The organism is Desulfofalx alkaliphila DSM 12257, from assembly GCF_000711975.1.
Lineage (GTDB): Bacteria > Bacillota > Desulfotomaculia > Desulfotomaculales > Desulfohalotomaculaceae > Desulfofalx > Desulfofalx alkaliphila.
The window spans coordinates 16,747-39,978 of the sequence record NZ_JONT01000002.1 but is presented as its reverse complement, the minus strand read 5'-3'; the positions used below and the strand labels follow the sequence as shown (position 1 = coordinate 39,978).

Genomic DNA, 23,232 nt, shown 5'->3' with positions numbered 1-23,232 from the left:
TTTTAGAAATCAGGGTTTTTAATGGGACGTCTTACCACCGGTATTTCTTTACCCTGCAGGCCTGCCAATATCTTTTCCGGTAACGCCGGCAGCTGGGTTATACGTACACCGCAGGCGTTGTAAATGGCGTTGCAGATGGCAGCATGGGGCGAAGTCAGCGGCAATTCACCCACGCCGGAAGCACCAAAGGGACCGTGCTTGCGGGGGAAGTTAACGTAGATGATTTCCATGTTGTCCGGAACATCCTTAATGTAAGGAATACCGCAGGCACGCATGGTGGTATGCTTTTCCAAGTCCTCAAAGTCTTCGGTCAGTGCCAGGCCAATGCCCTGGGCCAAGCCACCATATATTTGTCCGTCCAATACCGTTTTGTTGACGATTTCTCCCACGTCAGCAGCTAAAGTCATCTTAATGACCTCAGTCTTGCCGGTGGTGGTATCCACTTCCACCTCTGCTAAGAAGACACCGTACATGTAATTGGAGAAAGGCTTGCCCTGGCCTTTTTCGTCGCATGCGGTGCAGTTATCCGCAGCAGTGCTCCACTGGCCCACATACTTTAGCGGTATGCCCTTTGCCACCGCTTCGTCGTAAGTCATGTAACTTCCGTCATCTTTCTTAAGGGCGTTAAGCAATTGCTCACAACCGTTAATTACAGCATTGCCGATAACCACCTGTGAACGGCTACCGCCGGCAGGGCCGCCGGCAGGGGCTAAGTTCATATCGTTCATAACCAGCTTAATCTGCTCCGGCTTAATACCCATGGGACGCAGTGCTTCATGGGAGGTGGCCAAGAGGCCCATATCTGCACCCTGTCCGTGATCCTGCCAGTTTGTACTTACCTGAACCCGACCGTCGGACAGCAGTTCCACCCATACTTCCGCTCCATCTACACCGTCCAAGCCGCAGCCATAGACGCCGACAGATACGCCAACACCACGTTTTTTCTCCGGTGTAGAAAGCTTTTTAGCATTTTCCAAAGCTGCTTGGTATTTGGGCCGGATGGCATCAATCAATGCGGTCATAGAATATACTTCCGGCTCATGGCCAGAGGGGGTAGTATCTCCGGGACGATAAGCATTAATATATCTCAGCTCCAGGGGATCGATGCCCAGCTTTTCAGCCAATACGTCCATTAAAGTCTCTGAGGCAAAGAAGCTCTGGGGTGATCCGTAAGCCCGGAAGGCTGAACCCCAACAGTGGTTGGTGCAAACGGTGTAGCCAACACCTTTAATGTTAGGAATACCATAGCCGGCACCGATAAACTGAGCACCGCGCAGGGTCAGCAGGTCACCAAACTCTGAGTAAGGACCGTGATCCACTGCCCAGTTGGCTTCCATGGCAACAATCTTGCCGTCTTTTTTAGCACCGTACTTAATATCAACAAAGAAGGGTGAACGCTTTCCGGTATAGGTAATTTGTTGATAATAATTGAAGTTTAAGAAACAAGGCTTCCCTGTGGCCATGGTGGCAGCACCAACCAGGGCCTCAATGGTGGGGCTAAACTTATACCCAAAGGTACCGCCTACCCCGGGGAATTGAGACAAGAACAGGTTTTTACCAGGCTCTAAACCAAGTCCTTCACCGATCATGGCTGCATGCAGGTCCAGACCGATACTTTTTGATAAAATCTGCAAATTGCCGTTTTCATCGTAGTAAGCGGCAGCAACGTCAGGCTCAATGGGCAGGTGGGGCTGACGACCGACATACAGGTCTTCCATTGACACTACCACATCTGCTTCTTCCATTACTGACGCCGTATCTTCACCCTTTATATTGTCTTGCTTGTAATAAACATTGGGTGTGCCGGGGTGAATTTCAATGGCATCGGGCTCCATTGCCGCAGGGGCACTCATGTAGGCCGGCAAAATTTCCAACTCAACCTTAACCTTTTCTACAGCGGCTTGGGCATTTGCCTCGGTATCTGCACAAACGATGGCAATGGCGTCGCCAAACTGAAATACTTTTTCATCACATAAAATGGGGCGATCATAGCTGTCCCCTTTGTTGTTTGGAAAGTTCAAGCCGTTAATCCGGTTTCTGCCCTTAATATCTTTATGGGTGACAACTTTATATACACCTGGCATTTTTTCAGCTTCAGAGGTGTCGATGGATAAAATTTTTGCATGGGAAACTTGTGCCTGAACCAACTTTAACTGCAGGGTTTCGGGCGGCATTTTTAGGCCAAAATCGGAGCCAAACTCAATTGTACCGGTAACTTTGCCAATGGCAGAGGGGCGCGGATAGTCAGTGCCAAAAATTTTGCCGTCGGCAGGCATTTTAAAGTCTAAGTCTTCAGCGGTAATTTCGCCGCGCATAAAGGCAGCCGCAGCCATCACGGCATCAACTAAGGGTATATAGCCGGTGCAGCGGCAAACGTTTTTATGTTTTTGGAACCAATCTCTTACTTCTTCTCGGGTTGGGGATGGGTTTTCGTCTAAGAGTGCCTTAGCAGACACAATAAAGCCAGGTGAGCAGTAACCGCACTGGGCGCCACCGTATTTCACCCATGCCATTTGTAAGGCGTGCAGGTTAGTGGGAGTGCCAATACCTTCAATGGTAGTGATAATAGACTCATCAGGTAAACGCTTCATTTTGTAAGCACAGGATAAAATTAGTTTACCGTTTAAAATTACTGAGCAAGCACCGCACTGGGCTTTACCACAACCGACCTTGGTTCCGGTTAGACCCAGTTGGCCGCGCAGCACATCCACCAGCATAGATTCCGGGTCGCATACGACAACTGTATTTATGCCGTTGATGTTGATTTTCTTTTTAATCACTTGACCACACTCCTTTTATTATTTAATTTAAGGCTATCGACCCTAAATTTTTCTAGCAGATTGTTTTACAAGCTTTTTCCAAAACCACAGTCCGGATATCTACACTCTTTACAGTTAACACAGAGTCCCCCATGGCCCAGCTTCACAATATCCCTGCGGCTTAATTCTTCCCCTGCCAGGATGCGGGGCACCACCAGATCAAAGATACTGCTCTTGCTGTACATTACACAGCCCGGCAATCCCAGCACAGGTACATCGCCTATATAGGCCAACATAAACATAGCCCCGGGCAAGGTGGGGGCACCATATGTAACAATACGCCCGCCCGCTGCCCGAATACCTGCAGGTGTCACGTCATCGGGGTCCACAGACATGCCTCCGGTAACTGTAATCATTTCAACCCCCTCTCCCAATAACCGGTTTATAGCGTCAACTATCATGTCTGTGCTGTCAGACACAAATATTTGTCTGCTTACAACACTTCCCCAACTCTCTATCTTCTTCATAACCACAGGGCCAAATTTATCTTTAATCCGCCCGTGGTATACTTCGCTGCCGGTGGTAACAACGCCGACTTTTAATGACTTAAATGGTTTAACCTCAACCAGGGGATAGTTTGTTTGGCATATGGACTCAATTTTACATATTTTGTCTTCTTCAATAACCAGGGGAATGATTCTGGTGCCTGCCAGCACCTTACCTTTTTCAACTATTTGATTGGTATGTAAAGTTGCAAACATCACTTCTTCTAATTCGTTAATGCTGTATAGGGCATCAACATTTACTTTAAGGAGGCCCTTTTCTTCGGCCAGCAAACTTACTTTACCTTCTTTGGGTTCCGTGAGGCTTATGCCGCTGCCGGCAGCCGCCTTTGCAATTCTCAGCGCTGCGTCATCCTCGTGCAGCAGCCCATTGTTTATTTCCCATACATATATATTTTGCTTTCCTATATCCAACAACTTCGGTATATCTTCAAACTGTATAATGTGCCCTTTTTTAAATGCCCTGCCTTTAAATTTACCCGGGACAATTTGGGTAATATCGTGACAGAGAACCATTCCAACCGCCTCTTGCACCGGTACAACTTTCACTGCTCCATCCCCCTTTTTTAACAATAAAACCAGGGCGCCGTGGAAGGGTTAAAACAGCGCCCTGGTTTATTTATAACCAGTAAATACTACTGTACTCCTTTCCACGCGGGAGGCCTAACGGTTTCCCATTAAACCCTAACGGCTTGGCTTTCTTATCGAAGGCCTTAGAACTGCCAAGCTCGGAGTCCATATTAAATTGTGCCACAAATCTATGCTTTATAAATAAAACTATTTTATTCCCTTATTAAACCTAATTTCTTGGCTAACTCACTCACCCTTTTGCTCTCCATATCTAAAACAACAGCCACAGAATCGTTGCCTTCTATTTTTAACTTTAAGAAAGACTTTTTCTCCCATTCAAAACCGATATAATAGAGGAGGTTTTTATAGTTTTGACTTGATGTGCTGATCACTAAATCACCCTTTGGACTAAGACCGTACTCAAAAAAGTAAAGCTTGCAATTATAGTTGTTTTTTAATAAAACCTCTTGTTCATCTGTAATTTTTTGTAACCTTACACCTTCAAGATGTGATTTGACTCTTTCAATGACCTCTTGCACCACTATTACCTCCAAGTTAACTACTAAACAGCCATCATCGGCGGGCTTCCGGCTAGGTTTATAAAAAGCCAGGATCACAGCAAAGAAGCATGTAATCCTGGCTTTTTAAACACCAAGTATTTACTTTACTCCTTTCCGAACGGGAGGCTTAACGGTTTCCCATCAAACCCTAACGGCCGAAAGATCATAGTATAATACCTTAGATCTGACGGCTCGGAGACTATTAAGTTATATTAATAACGTAGCAAAAAGCGTACCAATAAAAACAAGCTATCCAATTGGATTTTTAGTGCTATACCAGGAAAGTGTTACATTTTGGTATAACAGTGTTCTTTTTTGGGATGCTTTTTGTTCCAAAAGCACATGGTTAATGCCTTATTCTATTCTATGTTAATAAGCATATTCCTTCATGAATAATTGTTTATTAGGAAAAAAAGCCCCATTAGGAGGGTGCGTCTTTGAGCATAAGGGGACTCCTAAATGTGTCACTGACATAAATATAGTCGGCTTTATCAATGACAATACCTGTTGGGTTCTAAAACTGCGCCTTTAAAACTTGCCCGTCTACATGCCCGGGAAATCCGTTCCCGGCAACTGTATATACCTTGCCATCATAAATCATTCGTATAGCGTGGTTGCCCGTGTCAGTGATAAATATCGCACCATCAGGAGCAATGGCAACACCCCGCGGGCGATTAAATAAGGCTTTGTCTGCATCACCGTCCCTATATCCATTGATGGTAGAAAAACAACTAACGCATAACGAAAAAGACCACACAGGAGAATAAGAAACTCCTATGTGGTCTTTATTGCCCGCTTGAAGCTGTCCATTAAAGTTTTTCTTCAATCCCTAAGTAAAAGCTTCTTTTGGGGCTTTTTTTGTCTTTAGTACTTTTCTGATATTAACTTCGGTTGGGTGAAGTGGAGCAGATAATCTCTCCCACCGGCCTTGGAGTCAGTGCCTGACATTTTAAATCCGCCAAAGGGATGCACCCCTACCAAGGCACCGGTGCATTTGCGGTTAACGTAGAAGTTGCCCACATGAAACTCTTTCTTTGCTTTTTCGATTTTTAAACGATCGTTAGCAAAGACTGAGCCGGTTAAACCATATTCAGTGTTGTTAACAATATCCAAGGCATGGTCAAAACTGTCTGCTTTAATAAAGGCCAGTACAGGGCCAAATATTTCCTCCTGGGCAATCACCGCTTGGGGTGAAACATTGCCGAAAATAGTGGGCTGCACATAAAATCCACCCAAACTTTCAAGAGTATCTCCCCCGGTGAGCAGTTCACCTTCTCTTTTACCAATTTCTATATATTTCTTAATTCTTTCCAGAGAAGCCTTGTCTATCACCGGGCCAACGGGGAAGTTTTCTGTGGCTGGGCCAACGGTCAGCTCACCGGTCTTTTGCAGCACCAAATCAACCACTTGGTCATAAACATCACTGAGCACAACTGCCCTGGAGCAAGCTGAACACTTTTGCCCCTGGAAGCCAAAGGCCGATGCAACAATGGCAGTGGCCGCTGCGTTTAAATCTGCTGAACTGTCCACAAGAATAGCATCTTTACCGCCCATTTCCAAGGCCACCCGCTTAATAGCCCGTTGACCCTTTACGTATTTGGCAGCCAATTCATTTATTCTTAGGCCCACCTCTTTTGAGCCGGTGAAATTAACAAAGCTAATTTGTGGGCTGCTAACTAGGAAATCACCTATGGCACCGCCGCTGCCGGGCAAGAAGTTTACCACCCCGTCGGGCACCCCTGCTTCTTTAAGTATTTCTACAAATTTAGCTGCAATGACCGGTGTATTGCTGGCAGGTTTCAGCACCACAGTGTTACCCGCAACTATGGCGGCCGCTGTCATACCCGCCATAATGGCAAAGGGAAAATTCCAAGGTGGAATTACTACACCGACACCCAACGGCAGATACACCAGTTCATTATCTTCACCGTCAATCCTCACCAGCGGCTGGGTTTCTGCCAATCGGCACATTTCTCGGCCATAGAATTCCAGAAAGTCGATGGCTTCGGCTGTATCTGCATCGGCCTCTGCCCAATTCTTTCCTGATTCTAAAACTAACCAGCTTGATAATTGATATTTTCTTTCCCTCATTATGGCCGCTGCTTTAAAAAGACATGCCGCCCTTTCTTTGGGATTAACCCTGGCCCAGCTGTCAAAGGCCTTTTCCGCAGCGTCAATGGCAACTTGTGCTTGCTCAATTGAAGCCTTGGATGCATAGCCCACCACCTGCTCTTGAGATGAGGGGTTAATAGATACTATTTTCTCATCGGTATAGGTGGATTCACCGCCAATGACCAGTGGGTAATGCTGACCCAGTTGCCCTTGTGCCTCCTCCAATGCTTCCTTAAAATTTGCTACCACTTTAGCGTCATTAAAGTTTAATAATGGTTCGTTTGTAAAGTTTTTTAACATTATGTCACCCCGTGTTGTTATTATTTTATGCTATATTTAATTGTTACTGTGCTACTTTATGTTGTTCTTCCTGGTGGTCTAATATTCTGAAGTTATCACAGATGAAACAGTAAGCCAGAGCACCGCCTGCCACCAGACCAACGGTGACCAATATTTCTATTGCAGAAGGAATGTACCCTGCACCACTATAACCTATCATACCAACAATTACAACATTCATCCGGTTAATAATTACACCCAAGGCCACCAATGCACCGGCGGTAATCAGACCTGCCCTGGTCTTACCCCAGGGGATGAAGAAAATAATTATCGGTATAATTACGCCAAGGCCCATTTCTATTAGAAACATCGTTGACTCCAGTCCACCGGCAAATACATATTGCATGGCGTCCCGGGCGAATAAGTCCCATATTTTTAGAATTAGATACATGAGCATGACGGTAACACCAATTCTTTGTAAGCTGCGGATAATCTTAACATCTACCCAGTGCTTCCATGCTCTGCCCGCAAGGGAGGTCTCCACCGTTACCATGGCCGGGCCCACAAAAAATGACGACATTAAGAAGAACAGGCCGATATAGGGTGACCACCACAGGGGATGCAGTTTACCCACCTGGGTTAAGTACAGGGCACCCAGTGAAGATTGGTGTAAGGTGGGCAAAAGCACACCGACTATTAGCAGAAAGGGCATGGCCTTAGCAAATAATCTGTGCCAAGACTTGGCAACCTTCTCTGTACCAATTTCACCGAATTCTAACACCTGTACGGTGGTATACAGTGACACACACCAGAACACTTCAAAGAGCACTGAGTGGTAACCCCATGACACAAAGGGACGCCAGAAGTTGAACCACTGACCGATATCCAAGAACAAACCGATCATTACCAACAAATAACCCAAGAGGGAAGTGAGCATGGCACTGCGGGCAATAACGTTAAACTTTTCAATATGCAAAATATGTGCTATCAGCGCCACACTGTAGCCGCCGCCGGCCAAGGCAACACCTGTTAATACGTCAAACCCAATCCACAAGCCCCAGGGCCAGTGGTCATTAAGATTGGTGGTGGCCCCTAAGCCCACAACCAAACGATACACCGCCAAAGCCGCCGCCACTCCCGCCAAAATAAGCAGCAAAAATCTTATTGGCGTCATTCTAAATACCCATTTGGAAGATTGAGCTTCCATCCTTTTACCTCCTTTACTTAACCGTTACATTGGTACATCTTTCTTGTCCTTACCGGCAACTTCTTTGCGCCGTTTAGTGTAAACGTACATTGCCGAAAGGAGGCCGCCCCAGGCAACAATCACAGGAGGGGTATATTTCAAAAACTCATGACTGTATTCCTGTATCGGCCTGGTTGTAACATCGGTACGGAATCCCAATTTTTCAAAGGGTATGTCAGATATATAAAGCCAATTGGTACCGCCCGCCTCATGTTCCCCATAGATGTGTTTTATATATTTGTCATCACTTTCTATGGTCTTTCTGGCCATTGCCAACAGTTCATCCCGATCGCCATAAGTCATCACATTGGTGGGACACACACCCACACAGGCCGGAGCTTCACCCTTATCTACCCTGCTTGAGCACATTTGGCACTTGGTAACCAGCGGGAAGGATTTATCCCATTGAAACTTAGGAACATCAAAGGGACAGGCCAGCATACAATAACGGCAGCCAACACAAAGATGCGGGTAATAAACGACGGGGCCGTTTTCCGTACGCTGAAATGCTCTGGAAAAACAAGCAGATTCACATGCCGGATGCTGACAGTGCAGGCACTGGTTTTTCACAAAGCGATATACCGGCTCATTATCTTTCTCCAAAGCAAAGAATTTAACTGCCGTCCAGTTTTTGTCGCTCAATTTAGCATCCGGGCCTTGGTCGGGAACCTCATCATCGTGCCCTAAGTCGTTCCACAATTTACAGGCCAATGAACAACTGCCGCAACCAACGCATTTTGTTAAGTCTACCAACACGCCCTTACCCGGCGTGTCAAATTTAACATATGCCATTAGATTTCACCTCCAACCCTTTTAGGTTAACTTAATTTTTCCAAGGGTAACGCTTTAAGATAACTTCCCCTTCCGGTATACTCGGTGTGCAGCAGATCGTAGGCCAAGGGACTAAGAGGTTCTTTCAGGAAGCTTTTGTAGAGTTCAAGTACTTCTTTGTTTTCATGGCTTTCTCTCAGTTCATAGGAATCATCCTTTTTATAGAGCATATCCAGGCGTGCTTGACGCACTGCATCGGAAGGCGGCAGTGAAGTACGCGGTTGCCCGCCTCCTGATATACAACCGCCCGGGCAGCACATAAACTCAATAAAGTGATATGGGGATTCACCCCGACGAACCGCTTCCAGTATGGGCCGAGCGTTACCTAGACCATGAATAACCGCCACACGCAAGGTGCCAAAGCCCGGAATATCCAACTCAGCCTCCTTTACACCCTCCAAGCCGCGAACCGGGGTCAAATTAAAGAGAATTGGCGCTGATTGCCCCCCGGAGATGACAAAATATGCTGTGCGGGCCGCTGCCTCCATAACTCCTCCGGTGGCACCGAATATCAAACCTGCCCCGGAACCTTCACCCATTAAGGAATCATACTTTTCCTCAGGCAATGAAGGAAGGTCAATGCCTTTGGCCTTAATCATTCTGGCCAGTTCCCTGGTAGTTAGCACCACATCAACGTCTCTAATTTCTTCATCCAGACCCCAGTAGGTTTGGGCATCGTTAAATTCAGGCCGGGATGCTTCAAACTTTTTAGCAGTGCAGGGCATTATTGATACCGATACGATATTTTTGGGGTCTACATTATTTTTTTCAGCAAAATAGGTCTTTGCCAGTGCACCAAACATTTGCTGCGGTGACTTGGCAGTTGACAGATGAGGAATTAAGTCTGGGTAGTAGTATTCACAAAACTTAACCCAACCGGGACTGCACGATGTAAATTGTGGTAGGGGATATTTGTTGGGGTCTTTTTTACCGGTGGCCCTTGCTATTAACTCCATGCCTTCTTCCATAATTGTCAGATCAGCGGTAAAGTTTGTATCAAATACTTTATCAAAACCCAAGGCCTTTAATGCTGCAACCTGCTGTCCTTCAACCCATGAACCCGGGGGCAAACCGAATTCCTCACCAAGGGCCACCCTGGTGGCCGGAGCCGTTTGCACAATAACGATCTTATCGGGGTCTTGCAAGGCATCAAAAACCTTTTGGGTTTCATCCCTTTCTGTGATGGCAGCAGTGGGACACCACAGAGAACACTGGCCGCAGTTGACACAGATTACGTCATTTTTTACCGGAAGCTCATAGTATCCAAAAACCGACTGAACCCTTTGACACACCTCTAAACATTGCCCACACAGAATACACTTCTTGTCATCCCTACTCAGCGACGGACTGAAGGGATCCAATGGAACCCGCCCCCGCACCTGTGTCGGCCATGTACCGGCCGCCTGGTACTGCTGGGGCAGCCATCCACCTCCGCCGGCAGATTCTTTGGAACCACAGCCGGCTAAAGCGGTAGCTGTGGCACCGACCAGGCCCAGTGTTCCCATCATTTTAAGGAAACCGCGCCTGGTCACTTCTTTTTCATGTGCCTTTTTTTCCATATACTTACCCCCTTTACTTTAGCGTTTTTAGCGCTAAATATAATAAAAATCTATACTTCGGGCTGGAAGTAAACCTCCTGACCATTATTTTAAAAAGATACCCCGAGGGGGGCTCAGGGCAGGAAAAATTTATATGGCAGGCTTAAGATATTCTTCGCATGTTTGTGCGAGGATAATTTCAAGTTCTTTATCCTCCCCAAAATAACGGGCGAAGAAGATCTCCTCACCATCATTTTCATGCTTACAGTGCTCTACAAAAAGCAAATCTTCTTTCAAAATACCAAAGCTCAATATTAATAGATTAACGGCAACAGAAGTTTTTAAATTATTCGGCATGATTCTCTGCCGCAGCATACGTAAATAAAAGTATAAGGCACAGCCCTTAACCAATTGATTGAGGTATATATCCTTGTTTTGGCAGGCGTTTACTTGCTTAGTAACGCTGTAGATATAATATAGCATTTCTAAAAATATCTCTCGGGTTCGTTTTGGAGTAATCTTACAAATCTCCTTACCGATATTTATAACCAGTTTTTGATTATTAAAGGGTTCTTTTAGCAAAACATTCATAGTAATCACCCTAATGTAAATACTTAGATACTGTATTATTTGAACTGTTGTAACTGCTGGATATTACATGTTCGTTTGAGGTCTTAAGCAGCCTGTAATTCTCATCCTTGTCTTGAACCACATATATTCCGGGCCGTGGGTACACCGGCTCGTGCAGGTATTTTTTCAGCAATATATTAATTATCTGTTGACGCCTTTCATCCACTGACACAGTTGGCGGGTAGTAAAAGGAAACGGTCATATTTCCTCTGCAGGTGCCGTATTCTTGCCTAATTAGCATCCCCTTATCAGCCAACAGGGAAAACTCAAGGTACATATCAAAGACCCGATCTTTAAACCCGCCCAGTGTTTCCGCAAGGTCATGTAACTGTTTTTCTTCCGCACCATAATGCCCCACAACATCCCCCACAGGAAAAGAAACCAACAGCCGGTATCGCCCCTTCAAACTAAACACCTCTTTCCTTATATAACAAAAACAGTCTGGCAGTACCCTTTAAAAAGCAGACACTGACCAGACTGTTTTGTGCATCACAAAATGAAGGCATCAACAACTGTAGCCTTTCTACAAGATTGTCCGGAAAACGCTCTCCTTTCCAAAGGGGGAGGCTAACGGGTTTCCCTGTTAACCCTATCGGCTATAACACCATGGCTTATTGCTGTAGGCGTTATTGCTCGGAGAACTTAGTATTTAGTTTTAGATTAAACTGTTATTGGCCTAACAATTCCTCTACAGTGGTATGGGCATCCGGGAAGAACAAGGGCTGACCATACTGGTCTACACCAAATTCTTTAATAACATCCTGGGTGGCAGGGTCAATCATAAATTCTACAAAGGCCTTTGCCCCAGGTCCATTGACTTTTTCAAATTTTTCGGGGTTAACTTGCATAACGTGGTAAATGTTTAGCAACACAGCGTCGCCTTCCAGCAGTATTTCTGACTCAAGGTTTTGCTGATGTGCCAGGTAGGTGGCCCGGTCGGTAAGGGTGTAGCCTTCCTTTTCGTTAGCCACTGCTAAGGTTTTACCCATGCCGCTTCCTGTTTCCACATACCAATCTCCGGCAGGTTCAATACCGGCATCTTTCCAAAGGGCCAGCTCTTGCTTATGGGTGCCGGAATCGTCACCCCTGGATACAAATACGCTTCCGGTCTCTGCTATTTTAGCTAAGGCTTCCTTGGCAGTTGCCAGCTCTTTAATGCCTGCAGGATCAGCAGGTGGCCCAACTATTACAAAGTCGTTGTGCATAACCAGCTGGTAGTTAACTACTGCTCCGGAATCCACCAATTCTTTCTCTGCCGCCATGGCGTGGGTTAGCAGCACATCTGCTTCACCCTTTTCACCCATACTCAATGCCTGGCCGGTACCAACAGCAACGGTCTTAATGTTGTAACCGGTTTGCTCCTCAAACATTGGTTCCAGCACATCTAACAAACCGCTGTCCTGGGTGCTGGTGGTGGTGGCCAGTATTACGTCTTTAATTTCCGGCTCTGCACTTTGTTGATCGTTATCGGCAGGTTCCTGACTCTGACAACCCATTAGGGCTAAGCCCATTACCAGGGCCAGTAATAATACTAGAAAACGTTTCAATTATAATTCCTCCTGTCTTATTACTATTTAATAAGGGGCACCTGTAGAACAATTCTTATACGCAAGGTATAAGTTTGAAAATAAAAAACCAAACTCCGCTGTAGATAGGCAAAGTTTGGCATTATTAGCTAAGCTGAACAATCACTCTCCTTTCCACACCGGGAGGCACACACGTTTCCATATGTACCCTAACGGTCTGAAAACCATGGCCCACTGTAGGTTAACAGACTCGGAGGCTATATTGATTTTTGCTGATAATATAAATCTCGTACTAACTCTATAGTGTATTCTAGCTTTATGCAAAAAATCCTTTTTTATAGTAAAGATTTTTTTCTCCTTTTCTGAAGCTAAGGTTATAGTTACCTATAGATCTTTATGGTATCTACCTTCATTAAAGGGTTTTAAATTTATCCGGTCATTTCTACCGCAGCATGCAATGGGGCCCATGCGTACAGCATTGTTCTGCTTTACAATTTCTTAAAGGCCTTACGGGCGGCCTCGATGGTGAAGTCGATGTCTTCATCACTGTGTGCCACCGACATGAAGGCTGCCTCAAATTGAGACGGTGCCAGGTATACCCCCTCATCCAACATCGCCCTAAAGAAACGGCCGAATTTTTCTGTGTCTGAGGAACAAGCGGTTTTAAAATCCACCACCTCTTCTGAGGTAAAGAAAGTACACAGCATTGAACCGACGCGGTTTTGGCTCATCGGCACCCCTGCCTCTTTAGCGGCCTCACCTAAACCCTGGGCCAGTTTTTCCGATTTCCGTTCCAGTTCTTCATAAACGCCCGGTTTAGCCAGTTCTTTTAAGGTAGCTATGCCGGCTGTCATGGCCAAGGGGTTACCGGACAGGGTGCCCGCCTGATAGATTGGCCCGGCCGGGGATATTTGCTCCATAATCTCGCGCTTACCGCCGTAGGCTCCCACCGGCAGGCCGCCGCCAATTACTTTACCAAGGCAGGTTAAGTCAGGATCAATCTTATAAATTGACTGGGCGCCGCCATAGGCCACCCTAAACCCGCTCATCACTTCGTCAAAAATCAACAGGCTGCCATACTCTTTGGTTAATTCCCTTAGTCCCTCTAAAAATCCGGCCTTGGGCAGTATTACCCCCATATTGCCGGGTACCGGCTCCAGTATCACTGCAGCGATATCTTCGCCTTCCATTTCAAATATTTTCTTTAGTGTATCTAAATCGTTAAAGGGTGCTGTGATGGTGTTGCCGGCAATGCTGGCCGGTACACCGGGGCTGGTGGGCACACCCAATGTCAATGCCCCCGAACCGGCTTTAATGAGTAGGAAATCCGCATGGCCGTGGTAGCAGCCTTCAAATTTAACAATTTTGTTTCTATTGGTGTAGCCCCGGGCCAGCCTTAATGCACTCATGGTGGCTTCAGTGCCCGAGTTCACCATGCGCACCATTTCAATGGACGGCACCGCGTCCACCACCATGCGCGCCAGTTGGGTCTCCAATTCCGTGGGTGCACCATAACTGGTACCCAGTCCCAGGCAGTGCTGCAGGGCATCCACCACCGCCGGGTGCCGGTGGCCAAGAATCAGGGGGCCCCAGGAGCCCACATAGTCCACGTAGCGGTTACCATCCACATCCCACATATAGGCTCCGTCGCCCCGTTCTATAAACAGGGGGTCACCGCCCACCGATTTAAAGGCCCGCACCGGGCTGTTCACCCCGCCGGGTATATACTGCTGGGCGTCAGCATAAAGTTTTTTAGATTTTTCATATGTAGGCATTGTTTTCAAACCTCCTTAGCAAAAGATTCTGGAGTTTGTAGACCGAGAGCCTGTCTAGCCTACCAAAACAATCCAGAGGGCAAATCAAGGGTGGCCGCTTAATTACCTACTTTTCATCTGCAAAATACGCCATACTGCTCTTTTTAAGTTCTTTAGTACTAAAGAGCAGCTTATACTCCTTTATCCCCACCAACCGGGACAGTTCTTCGGCCAGATCATAGCATTCTTCCCTGCTCTGCCTGTGAATCATGGTGTAAAAGTTATATTTCCAGTGGGGATAAGTTTTGCGCTGATAACAATGGGTTACTTCCGGGTGTGCCGCCAGTTTATTGCCCACCTCTTCGACCATATCCTCAGGCACCTGCCACACTACCATGGCATTGGCCACAAAACCCACCCGGTGGTGCCTCAGGGCAGCACCCATTCTTTTCATATAACCCTTTTCCATCAATTGGTCTATAATTTCCAGCAATTCTTTTTCAGTTAAGCCCAGCTTTTCACCCAAATGGGCAAAGGGTTGGGGCACCAGCGGCAATCCCTTTTGCAGTTCTTTGATTATATTCTTCTCTAACTTGGTGAGCATTTTACACCTCATCCAATTCAAAATTTACTAATACCTTAAATACTCTTTCAGAGGGAAGGTTTAGTATATCGGTGATACCGGTTTTTTCGCTGATCTCTTCCAGTATTTTTTTCACCTTATCCGGAGAGTTGGCCAATACGGTGAACCACATGTTGTATTCACCCTCCCGCAAGTAGTTGTGAGTAATGCCGGGGTAGCTGTTTACCACCGCTGCCACCTCATCAATTCTGTGGGCGGGCACCTTAATGCCGCACAAGGTACCCTTGTATCCCAGCTTGCGGGAATCAAATATTCCCCCCAGGCGGCGGATGTAATCTTCATCTTTAAGCCGCTGCAAGCGTTCAATCACTTGCTCTTCGCTGATGCCAAGGCGGTGGCCCAATTCTTTATAGGGCCGTGCCACTATGGGAAAATTTGATTGTGCCATGTTGAGAAGTTTGCGGTCAATAGCATCAAGTTTCATTTCCTATACCTCAATTCCTCGCCGAACGGTCAACACCGTTCGCCTCTATCTCTAATTAAAGCAGATTAACACCCTTTGGCAAACACTGTCATCCTGCATTACCTAATAGCCTTTTCTGCCGTGATATAAACACCAGGGCTCTTCGGCCATGTAGTCACCGTGGTAGTAATAGGCCCTGGCCCGGCAGCCGCCGCAGATTTTTTGGTATCGGCAGGTGCCACAGCCGCCCTGCAGTTTATCATTGCGCAGGCGGTTAAATACCTCGTTGTCCTTCCAGATCTCACTGAAGGGCACCTCCCGCACATTGCCCACCGGGATATTTAAGTAAGCACAGGGCTGCACGTCACCCTTGGGGCTGATAATACAATAGCCTGTACCTGCCAGACAGCCTTTGGTAAAACGTACGTCCACGCCCATTTCCTTGGCAATGCGCATAAATTGGGGGGCGCAGGTTGGCTTTAATTCAATATCCACCTGCTGCTGTTTCTTCATAATCCGTTTAAGCAGGTTTTCGTACTGCTCCGCCCGCAGTGATTCCTGCTCTATGTTAACCGCTCTCCCGGTGGGTACCAAGAAAAAGATATGGTGGGCCACCGCCCCCTCTTCCACTGCCAGGTCAGTCAATTGTTCCACTTCGTCATAGTTCCAGTCAACCACAGTGGTGTGAATTTGAAAGGGCAAGCCTGCCCGGCGGCAGTTGCGCATGCCCTCCACCGCCGCTGCCCAAGCTCCGGGAGAATTCCTAAAGCGATCATGCTTTTCAGGATCTACACTGTCCAGGCTGATGCCCATACCCAGGGCTCCGGCCTCCTTTAGTTTTTTTGCCATTTCCAAGGTGATCAGGGTGCCGTTGGTGCCAAAGACCGGGCGCAGCCCCTTTGATTTAGCATAGGCTACCAATTGGACAATATCGTCACGCATCAGCGGTTCGCCACCGCTAAAAATCATTATTTTAAAACCGGCCTTGGCAATTTCATCTATCAGCGCCTTGCCTTCGGCTGTATTCAGTTCATCCTCCACCTTGGCCCCGGCATCCCGGTAGCAATGCTCACAGTACATGTTGCACTGGTTTGTGGTATTCCATGACACCAGCATGCCTATTCCTCCTTTAACCAGCGGGCAGCATCTTTGGCATGGTAGGTGATGATAATATCAGCCCCGGCCCTTTTAAAGGCGGTGAGCGTTTCCAGAACCACCTTTTTCTCATCAATCCAGCCATTTTGGGCGGCAGCCTTCACCATGGCGTACTCGCCGCTGACATTGTACACCGCTGTGGGATATTTAAACTCTTCCTTGATACGGCGAATAATATCCATATAGGCCAGACCGGGCTTGACCATCACTATGTCGGCACCTTCTTCAATATCCAACCAGGTTTCCCGAATTGCCTCGTCACCGTTGGCGGCATCCATTTGATAGGCTTTGCGGTCACCAAACTTCGGTGCAGATGCCGCCGCTTCCCTGAAGGGCCCATAGTAGGCCGACGCATATTTGGCCGAATAGGACATAATGGGTATATTCTCAAAGTGATGCTCATCCAGGGCCTGGCGAATGGCCGCCACCCGCCCGTCCATCATGTCCGAAGGCGCCACCATATCGGCACCGGCCTTGGCATGGCTCACCGCAATTTTGGCCAGCAGTTCCAGGGTAGCGTCGTTATCTATTTGATCCCCTTTAATCAGGCCACAGTGGCCGTGATCGGTGAACTCACACAGGCAAACATCGGTTACCACCAACAGTTGCGGGTATTTTTCCTTTATTGCCTCCACCGCCTGCTGCACAATGCCCCTGTCATGATAGGCACCGGAACCAACCGGATCTTTTTCTTCGTCACCCAACACCCCGAACAGTATAACGCCTGGTATGCCCAAGGCCACCACTTCTTCAAGTTCTGCCTGCAGTTCATCTAAGGAAAAGTTATAGACCCCCGGCATTGAGGATACTTCTTTTTTAATGCCCTCACCGGGCGTAACAAAAAGCGGATAAATTAAGTCGTCAACCCGCAGGTGATGCTGACGTACCAAACGCCGCATGTTCTCACTGGATCTAAGCCTGCGCATTCTTAAATAAGGAAACAATTATTTCACCTGCCCTTTTGTCAACTACTGCTCCCCAAGACCAATTTCTTCATCAGTCAAATAACAGGCCGGGTCCTCGGCCCAAAAATCATTATATACTGCTTCCGCCCGGGGGCGAAAATTGCCGTTGCAGACCTTTAGCCATGAGCACTTGGCACAACGCCCCTTCAAGAGGGGTTTCCTGTTTTTTAAGCCCTTCAGTATGGGATGGGATGGCTTGGTCCAAATATCACTAAATTTGCGCTCTTTTACATTGCCAAAGGTATGGTGCTGGCTAAACTGATCAGCATGGACGTTACCGTACCAGTCCACCTGGCCGATGGCGATGCCGCTGCGGTTGCCACCGTTTCTCTGCAGCATCTCCCAGGCCTTTTCTGCCCGGGCGGGATCCTTTTCTTTTAATTTCAGATAGATATAAACCCCGTCTGCGTGATTATCCACCGTCAGTATTTCTTTGGTTAATCCCCGGCTGTGCATTTCTTCGGTGCGCTCCATAATTAAATCCAGGGCCTGGCGGGATTCTTGATGGCTGATGTCCTCGTCCTTCATATGGCTGGCCCGACCGGAATAAACCAGGTGATAAAAACAAGCCCGGGGAATCTTTTCCCTTTCCAGCAAGTCGAAAATGTCATTTAACTCGTTAAAGTTGTGGCGGTTGATGGTAAAGCGCAGGCCTACCTTCTGCCCCACCCCAAGGCAATTGCGAATACCTGCCAGGGCTGCATCAAATGCACCTTTTTTACCTCGGAATCGGTCGTTATTTTCACCAATGCCATCTAAACTGATTCCCACGTAGCCCACACCGATATCTTTAATCTTTTGGGCCACCTCCGGTGTGATCAGGGTACCGTTGGTGGAAATGGTTACCCTTAGCCCCAACTGCCGGGCGTAGTTGGCCAATTCAAAAAAATCCGGCCTGATGAGCGGTTCACCGCCGGAAAACAACACCACAGGCACCTTAAATTGGGCCAGATCCCGCAGAAACTCTTTACCCTCTTCGGTGGTCAATTCACCCTCATACTTTTTCGCCTCCGAGCTGGAATAACAGTGCCTGCATTTTAGGTTGCAGGTACGGGTAATATTCCATACCACCACCGGACCATGACCGCCGTGGGTACCGTCGGTCTGTCTACAGCTATCCTTTGCATACCTTAAAGAATCCCCAAAATGTTCACTGCCCAAGAGCAGCCTGCTTACGCTAATCATTTGTTCACCCCGTTAACCAAAGGCCCGGCCTTTGGTAATTCTAAATATTAGATTTCAAAATGGCATCCACCAGACCTTCAATGGTATACTCTTCAGCCTCCACTGTTACCTTAACGCCAAGTTCCTTGGCTGTGCTTGAGGTAATGGGCCCGATGCTGGCCACCGTTACTCCTTCCAGCAGCTCGTTTAAATTATCCGCTGCCAACAGCTCCACAAAATTTCTTACAGTGGAAGAACTGGTGAAGGTCAACACATGCAGTTCCTTTCTCTCCAGCATTTCTTTTAATTCACCGGCATTTCCTGTACTCAACACCGTTCTGTAAGTAACCACGTCTTCCACCTGGGCACCCATTTCAGCCAAGGCCTGGGGTAATATTTTTCGGGCTATGTCAGCCCTGGGCAGGAGTACCCTGTCTCCGGGCTGCACCTTTCCTTCCAGGCCGGTGATGATTTGCTCTGCCCGGTATTCCCCGGGCACGTAGTCCACCAGCAGGCCGTAGTTTTCTAAGGCTTCCCTGGTTTTTGGCCCAATGGCACAAATTTTAACACCGTATAATTCACGCACATCCTTATTTAAGGTCCGCAGGCGTTTAAAGAATAATTTAACCCCGTTTACGCTGGTGAACACCACCCACCGGTAACTTGACAGTTGGTTCAGTGCCTTATCCAGGGGGCCGTAGTCCTCGGGCTCCGCCACTCTAATGGTGGGAAATTCCCAGGGCTCACCGCCCAGTTCTTCAATGCGCCGGGAAAGTATACTGGCTTGCTCCCGGGAGCGGGTAACCAGCACCCGCTTGCCGTACAGGGGCTTTTTTTCAAACCAGGACAGTTTTTCCCGTAAATTCACCACTTCGCCCACCACAATAACCGCCGGGTTTTTAAACTCCGCCTGCTTAGCCTTTTCGGCTATATCCTCCAGTGTGCCCACCAAGGTGCGCTGTTCCGGGCGGGTGCCCCAACGCACCAAGGCCACCGGTGTATCAGCCGGTCGACCGTATTGCATCAACTTTTCACAGATCAAATGCAGGTTACCCATGCCCATTAAAAAAACCAGCGTACCAATGCCGGTGGCTATTTTGTCCCAGGCTATGTTAGAACCCTCCTTGGTGGGATCCTCATTACCGGTAATCACTGCAAAGTTACTGGTGGCATCCCGATGAGTTACCGGAATACCGGCATAGGCAGGTACAGCCACCGCCGAGGTAATGCCGGGCACCACTTCAAATTTAATATTGTTTTCCACCAGCGTTTCAGCTTCTTCGCCGCCCCGGCCAAAGACAAAGGGGTCGCCTCCCTTTAGCCGGGTCACCACCAGGCCGGCGCGGGCTTTATCTACTAACAGTTGGTTAATTTCGTGCTGTTTCATGGCATGCCTGTCCGGCGACTTGCCCACATATATAAGCTCAGCATCGGGTTTAGCTGCCGTTAACAGTCTGGGGCTGGCCAAACGGTCGTACACAATTACATCTGCCTTTTCTATACACTGATAACCCTTTTTGGTTATCAGCCCAGGATCCCCTGGCCCGGCCCCTACCAAATAAACAATACCGGTTTTCATAATTACTGATCATTCTCCTTACGCACTTCTTCCAATATTTCATTACCGCCCAGTTCCAACAGGCGAACGGCCAGTTCCAAGCCCAATTGGGCAGCCCTATGGGCAGGGCCGGCTATTGTATCACGTACCGCCTTGGTTCCATCCAGGCTGACAATGGTGGCTTCCATATGCAAATTATCCCTATCCACCTGGGCCAGGGCCCCAATGGGAACTTGACAACCACCCTCTAACCTGCGCAGCAAGGACCGCTCTGCGGTGATAGAAAGGTAAGCTTCCCGATTTTCCACCGCCTTTACCAGCTGCAGTATCTCTTCATCGCCTTCCCTTATTTCAATACCCACCGAACCCTGGCCCACCGCCGGCAGGCAAATGTCATAGGGTATATATTGGCTGATGCTGTCGGTCCAGCCCATGCGAATAACACCTGCTGCCGCCAGCACAATTCCGTCTAAGCTCTCCAATTTCATTTTCTTCATCCGGGTACTTAGATTGCCGCGAATTGATTCCAATTTTAAATCAGGGCGATATCTGAGCAACTGAGCACAGCGGCGAAGGCTGGATGTACCTATCCGGGCCCCCTTAGGCAGCTCTGCCAACTCCTTGCCATCGGGGGTGATCAGCACATCACCGGGGTGTTCCCGGGCGCAGATTGCTCCGATGGTTAAGCCCGGGGGAAGCTGGGTGGGTAAATCTTTCATGCTGTGCACTGCCAAGTCAATTTCATTCCGCAGCATTCCCTGTTCCAATTCTTTGGTGAACAGCCCCTTATCGCCAATTTTGGCCAGGGCCACATCCAATATCTTATCCCCTTGGGTTTTCATTTTAATAACTTCAAAGTTTTTGTCGGGGTGGTGTTTTTTTAGCTGCTCCACCACCCAATTAGTCTGCCACAGGGCCAGCGCACTTTCCCTGGTCCCTACTCTAATAGTTTTTTTCAAGGCTGGCACCCCCGTTTTGTCCCTTGCTCCGGTAATATTCTTCCTCACTGACCCAGGCAGATAAGTCAATTTGTTTAGGCGGTTCTTTCTTTTTCGGGCGCTGCCCGTCCACTTCCAAATCAAAGAGATTTTGCAGCACCTCTGTGTACAGGTGTCCTTCGGTGGTGACCGCATATTCCTTTAATCTGACCACCGGGAAATGCAACAACTGTTTTACTATGGAATTGGCCATTGAGCTAATCACCTTGTACTGGCGGTCTGATACATCGCCCAGCCGATTTAGTGCCCGCTCAAGCTCCTTTTGTTTTATTTCTTCGCCCATCTTTTTAAGGGCGGCAATGGTGGGCACCACAAACTGAGTGGCCAGCCACCTCATAAACTCGTTTAATTCATCTTCGATAATACTTTCCGACGCCACCGCCGCTTGGCGGCGCTCGGCCAAGTTGTTATCCACCACCGACTGTAAGTCATCAATGTCATATAGGGATACCCCGGGCAGTTCGCCAATTCTGGGGTCGATGTCCCTCGGCACAGCAATATCTATCAGCATTACCTTTTTACCTGGGTTGTCATTTAACAGCTCTTGTATATCCGGATAGCGAATAACATAGTGGCTGGCAGCGGTGGAACTAATTACAATATCAGCACCTTTCATGTGACTGGAGAGTTCTTCGAATTTAACGGCCTTGCCGTTAAATTTTTCTGCCAGCATCTCAGCCCGGTCAAAGGAGCGGTTGGACACAATTACTCCCGATACTCCGTTGGAAACCAGGTGTTTGGCGGTGAGCTCGCTCATTTTACCTGCCCCCACCACCAGCACAGAACGGCCGTTTAATTCACCGAATTTTTGCTTGGCCAGCTCCACTGCCGCATAACTTACAGATACGGCGTTTTTGTCAATGCCCGTTTCAGTGCGCACCCTTTTACCCACCACAATGGCCTGCTGAAAGAGCGTATTAATAACATTATTGGTGGTGCCCGCCTTCAGTGCAACCTCATAGGCCTCTCGCACCTGGCCCAATATTTGAGTTTCGCCCAGTATCATTGAATCCAAACCGGCTGAAACCCGAAACAAATGTCTGATAGAGTCGTAGAGGGTGTGGCAAAAGGTACAATTTTTTATTTCTGAAATATCTAGGCCGGAATACTCAGATAAAAAGTTCCAAATGGCGTGTAGCCCTTCATCTAGCTCACGGGGTACAGCATAAATCTCAGTGCGGTTACAGGTGGAAATGATAGCACAGCCTTCAATACCGGGATAATGGTGCAATTTCTTGAGGTTGGCCGGCAATGAGTGGGGTAGAAACGAAAGCTTTTCCCTAATTTCAACCGGCGCGGTGCGATGGTTAACGCCCACGGCCACGATAAGCATTTTGAATTCGCTCCTTTATATCTTCGTATCTTTTTTCCTTTATTAAAGAAAGAATATCCGATTGTACTATATCCTCCAGAATTTCTCGTCTTTTTTCAGGTTGGTCTATGTTTTGTATCAAATCGATACGCACCTGACCCAATAATTCTAGAAATTCAGCATATTCTGGTCCATAGGTCCTTTCTAACTGCTCCCTAATGCGAGCGGCTAAAAGGGGACTTTTACCTCCGGTGGATACTGCAATGGAAAGATCTCCTTGGCGTACCACCGCCGGTACAAAAAAACTGCATTTGCCAGGATCATCCGCCACATTTACTAAAATATTTTTAGAAAAACACAGTTCTGCCACCCGGCGGTTGACCTCTTCATTGTCGGTGGCACTGATTACCAACTGCATGCCCTCCAGGTGTCCTTCTTTAAATTCTTCAGCATGATAAGTAATCTTATGCTCTTCCTTTAATCTGTGCAGTTCGGAAGTCAACCGGGGGCTAACCACAGTGACGCAGGCGTCACTCTTTAATAACGATTTCACCTTGCGCTGGGCCACTTTGCCACCGCCCACCACCAGGCATTTTTCTCCCGCCAAACGCAGATATATGGGATACAACTGTGCCATAGATATTAACTCCTAGGAAAGTATAATTA

21 protein-coding genes and 4 riboswitches are annotated in these 23,232 nt (G+C 47.7%); all 21 genes read right to left on the bottom strand.

Features of this window, described 5'->3' with window-relative positions; all coding sequences use genetic code 11:
* Positions 1-2: 2 nt before the first annotated feature.
* Positions 3-2,780, bottom strand: a complete 2,778-nt coding sequence (locus tag BR02_RS0101945) for a molybdopterin-dependent aldehyde oxidoreductase (RefSeq protein ID WP_031513693.1) — start codon at positions 2,778-2,780, stop codon at positions 3-5.
* A 65-nt stretch (positions 2,781-2,845) separates the two neighbouring features.
* Positions 2,846-3,871, bottom strand: a complete 1,026-nt coding sequence (locus BR02_RS0101940) for a molybdopterin-binding protein (RefSeq protein WP_031513692.1) — start codon at positions 3,869-3,871, stop codon at positions 2,846-2,848.
* 78 nt (positions 3,872-3,949) lie between these two features.
* A riboswitch (molybdenum cofactor riboswitch) is annotated at positions 3,950-4,068 on the bottom strand.
* Between the two features lie 36 nt (positions 4,069-4,104).
* Positions 4,105-4,431 carry a DUF3909 family protein gene (locus BR02_RS0101935; protein WP_157834910.1) on the bottom strand — a complete coding sequence of 109 codons (327 nt, stop codon included), beginning with the start codon at positions 4,429-4,431 and terminating at the stop codon, positions 4,105-4,107.
* Between the two features lie 112 nt (positions 4,432-4,543).
* Positions 4,544-4,662: riboswitch (molybdenum cofactor riboswitch) on the bottom strand.
* A gap of 304 nt (positions 4,663-4,966) precedes the next feature.
* Positions 4,967-5,209, bottom strand: coding sequence for a hypothetical protein (locus BR02_RS0101930; protein ID WP_031513688.1), 243 nt, complete (start codon positions 5,207-5,209; stop codon positions 4,967-4,969).
* A 107-nt stretch (positions 5,210-5,316) separates the two neighbouring features.
* Positions 5,317-6,864 carry an L-glutamate gamma-semialdehyde dehydrogenase gene (pruA, locus tag BR02_RS0101925; RefSeq protein WP_031513686.1) on the bottom strand — a complete coding sequence of 516 codons (1,548 nt, stop codon included), beginning with the start codon at positions 6,862-6,864 and terminating at the stop codon, positions 5,317-5,319.
* A gap of 43 nt (positions 6,865-6,907) precedes the next feature.
* Positions 6,908-8,050: an NrfD/PsrC family molybdoenzyme membrane anchor subunit gene (gene nrfD / locus BR02_RS0101920; protein ID WP_031513683.1), complete on the bottom strand. Its 1,143-nt coding sequence runs from the start codon at positions 8,048-8,050 to the stop codon at positions 6,908-6,910.
* A gap of 24 nt (positions 8,051-8,074) precedes the next feature.
* Positions 8,075-8,881 (bottom strand): 4Fe-4S dicluster domain-containing protein, encoded by an 807-nt coding sequence (locus tag BR02_RS0101915; protein ID WP_031513681.1) that lies wholly within the window; start codon positions 8,879-8,881, stop codon positions 8,075-8,077.
* A gap of 26 nt (positions 8,882-8,907) precedes the next feature.
* Entirely contained in the window at positions 8,908-10,479 is a 1,572-nt protein-coding gene (locus tag BR02_RS0101910) for a [FeFe] hydrogenase, group A (RefSeq protein ID WP_031513679.1), read from the bottom strand.
* A 129-nt stretch (positions 10,480-10,608) separates the two neighbouring features.
* The gene (locus tag BR02_RS0101905; protein ID WP_031513677.1) at positions 10,609-11,049 is read right to left on the bottom strand and encodes a hypothetical protein; all 441 of its coding nucleotides are present in this window, start codon (positions 11,047-11,049) and stop codon (positions 10,609-10,611) included.
* Between the two features lie 10 nt (positions 11,050-11,059).
* Positions 11,060-11,503 carry a hypothetical protein gene (locus tag BR02_RS0101900; protein WP_207640973.1) on the bottom strand — a complete coding sequence of 148 codons (444 nt, stop codon included), beginning with the start codon at positions 11,501-11,503 and terminating at the stop codon, positions 11,060-11,062.
* 116 nt (positions 11,504-11,619) lie between these two features.
* Positions 11,620-11,739: riboswitch (molybdenum cofactor riboswitch) on the bottom strand.
* Positions 11,740-11,756: 17 nt separating this feature from the next.
* Positions 11,757-12,599, bottom strand: coding sequence for an ABC transporter substrate-binding protein (locus BR02_RS0101895; protein ID WP_114638770.1), 843 nt, complete (start codon positions 12,597-12,599; stop codon positions 11,757-11,759).
* A 166-nt stretch (positions 12,600-12,765) separates the two neighbouring features.
* A riboswitch (molybdenum cofactor riboswitch) is annotated at positions 12,766-12,882 on the bottom strand.
* 220 nt (positions 12,883-13,102) lie between these two features.
* Complete coding sequence (gene hemL / locus BR02_RS0101890) at positions 13,103-14,389, bottom strand: glutamate-1-semialdehyde 2,1-aminomutase (RefSeq protein WP_031513671.1); 1,287 nt, start codon at positions 14,387-14,389, stop codon at positions 13,103-13,105.
* Positions 14,390-14,495: 106 nt separating this feature from the next.
* Positions 14,496-14,972 carry a siroheme decarboxylase subunit beta gene (gene ahbB, locus BR02_RS0101885; RefSeq protein ID WP_031513669.1) on the bottom strand — a complete coding sequence of 159 codons (477 nt, stop codon included), beginning with the start codon at positions 14,970-14,972 and terminating at the stop codon, positions 14,496-14,498.
* 1 nt (position 14,973) lies between these two features.
* Complete coding sequence (ahbA, locus tag BR02_RS0101880; RefSeq protein ID WP_031513667.1) at positions 14,974-15,435, bottom strand: siroheme decarboxylase subunit alpha; 462 nt, start codon at positions 15,433-15,435, stop codon at positions 14,974-14,976.
* A 102-nt stretch (positions 15,436-15,537) separates the two neighbouring features.
* The gene (gene nirJ2 / locus BR02_RS0101875) at positions 15,538-16,530 is read right to left on the bottom strand and encodes a putative heme d1 biosynthesis radical SAM protein NirJ2 (RefSeq protein ID WP_031513665.1); all 993 of its coding nucleotides are present in this window, start codon (positions 16,528-16,530) and stop codon (positions 15,538-15,540) included.
* Positions 16,531-16,532: 2 nt separating this feature from the next.
* A complete protein-coding gene (hemB, locus tag BR02_RS0101870) occupies positions 16,533-17,495 on the bottom strand; it encodes a porphobilinogen synthase (protein WP_031513663.1) in 963 nt (320 codons plus the stop codon).
* Positions 17,496-17,537: 42 nt separating this feature from the next.
* Positions 17,538-18,719 carry a putative heme d1 biosynthesis radical SAM protein NirJ1 gene (gene nirJ1 / locus BR02_RS0101865; protein WP_031513661.1) on the bottom strand — a complete coding sequence of 394 codons (1,182 nt, stop codon included), beginning with the start codon at positions 18,717-18,719 and terminating at the stop codon, positions 17,538-17,540.
* 40 nt (positions 18,720-18,759) lie between these two features.
* The gene (gene cobA / locus BR02_RS0101860; protein WP_031513659.1) at positions 18,760-20,277 is read right to left on the bottom strand and encodes a uroporphyrinogen-III C-methyltransferase; all 1,518 of its coding nucleotides are present in this window, start codon (positions 20,275-20,277) and stop codon (positions 18,760-18,762) included.
* Between the two features lie 2 nt (positions 20,278-20,279).
* Positions 20,280-21,215: a hydroxymethylbilane synthase gene (gene hemC, locus BR02_RS0101855; RefSeq protein WP_031513657.1), complete on the bottom strand. Its 936-nt coding sequence runs from the start codon at positions 21,213-21,215 to the stop codon at positions 20,280-20,282.
* Positions 21,199-22,587 carry a glutamyl-tRNA reductase gene (hemA, locus tag BR02_RS0101850; protein ID WP_034638679.1) on the bottom strand — a complete coding sequence of 463 codons (1,389 nt, stop codon included), beginning with the start codon at positions 22,585-22,587 and terminating at the stop codon, positions 21,199-21,201. The genes hemC and hemA overlap by 17 nt, the downstream gene beginning before the upstream one ends.
* Positions 22,562-23,203 carry a precorrin-2 dehydrogenase/sirohydrochlorin ferrochelatase family protein gene (locus BR02_RS0101845; RefSeq protein WP_031513653.1) on the bottom strand — a complete coding sequence of 214 codons (642 nt, stop codon included), beginning with the start codon at positions 23,201-23,203 and terminating at the stop codon, positions 22,562-22,564. Before BR02_RS0101845 ends, hemA begins: the two co-directional genes overlap by 26 nt.
* Positions 23,204-23,232 lie beyond the last annotated feature (29 nt).

What these genes read in the sequence shown, in the direction of transcription:
- BR02_RS0101915 (WP_031513681.1), bottom strand. Translation starts at nt 8,881, where the DNA reads ATGGCATATGTTAAATTTGACACGCCGGGTAAGGGCGTGTTGGTAGAC.
- BR02_RS0101905 (WP_031513677.1), bottom strand. Translation starts at nt 11,049, where the DNA reads ATGAATGTTTTGCTAAAAGAACCCTTTAATAATCAAAAACTGGTTATA.
- ahbA (WP_031513667.1), bottom strand. Translation starts at nt 15,435, where the DNA reads ATGAAACTTGATGCTATTGACCGCAAACTTCTCAACATGGCACAATCA.
- ahbB (WP_031513669.1), bottom strand. Translation starts at nt 14,972, where the DNA reads ATGCTCACCAAGTTAGAGAAGAATATAATCAAAGAACTGCAAAAGGGA.
- cobA (WP_031513659.1), bottom strand. Translation starts at nt 20,277, where the DNA reads ATGAAAACCGGTATTGTTTATTTGGTAGGGGCCGGGCCAGGGGATCCT.
- nirJ1 (WP_031513661.1), bottom strand. Translation starts at nt 18,719, where the DNA reads ATGATTAGCGTAAGCAGGCTGCTCTTGGGCAGTGAACATTTTGGGGAT.
- hemA (WP_034638679.1), bottom strand. Translation starts at nt 22,587, where the DNA reads ATGCTTATCGTGGCCGTGGGCGTTAACCATCGCACCGCGCCGGTTGAA.
- pruA (WP_031513686.1), bottom strand. Translation starts at nt 6,864, where the DNA reads ATGTTAAAAAACTTTACAAACGAACCATTATTAAACTTTAATGACGCT.
- nrfD (WP_031513683.1), bottom strand. Translation starts at nt 8,050, where the DNA reads ATGGAAGCTCAATCTTCCAAATGGGTATTTAGAATGACGCCAATAAGA.
- nirJ2 (WP_031513665.1), bottom strand. Translation starts at nt 16,530, where the DNA reads ATGCTGGTGTCATGGAATACCACAAACCAGTGCAACATGTACTGTGAG.
- BR02_RS0101895 (WP_114638770.1), bottom strand. Translation starts at nt 12,599, where the DNA reads ATGGGCTTAGCCCTAATGGGTTGTCAGAGTCAGGAACCTGCCGATAAC.
- hemL (WP_031513671.1), bottom strand. Translation starts at nt 14,389, where the DNA reads ATGCCTACATATGAAAAATCTAAAAAACTTTATGCTGACGCCCAGCAG.
- BR02_RS0101845 (WP_031513653.1), bottom strand. Translation starts at nt 23,203, where the DNA reads ATGGCACAGTTGTATCCCATATATCTGCGTTTGGCGGGAGAAAAATGC.
- hemB (WP_031513663.1), bottom strand. Translation starts at nt 17,495, where the DNA reads ATGCGCAGGCTTAGATCCAGTGAGAACATGCGGCGTTTGGTACGTCAG.
- BR02_RS0101910 (WP_031513679.1), bottom strand. Translation starts at nt 10,479, where the DNA reads ATGGAAAAAAAGGCACATGAAAAAGAAGTGACCAGGCGCGGTTTCCTT.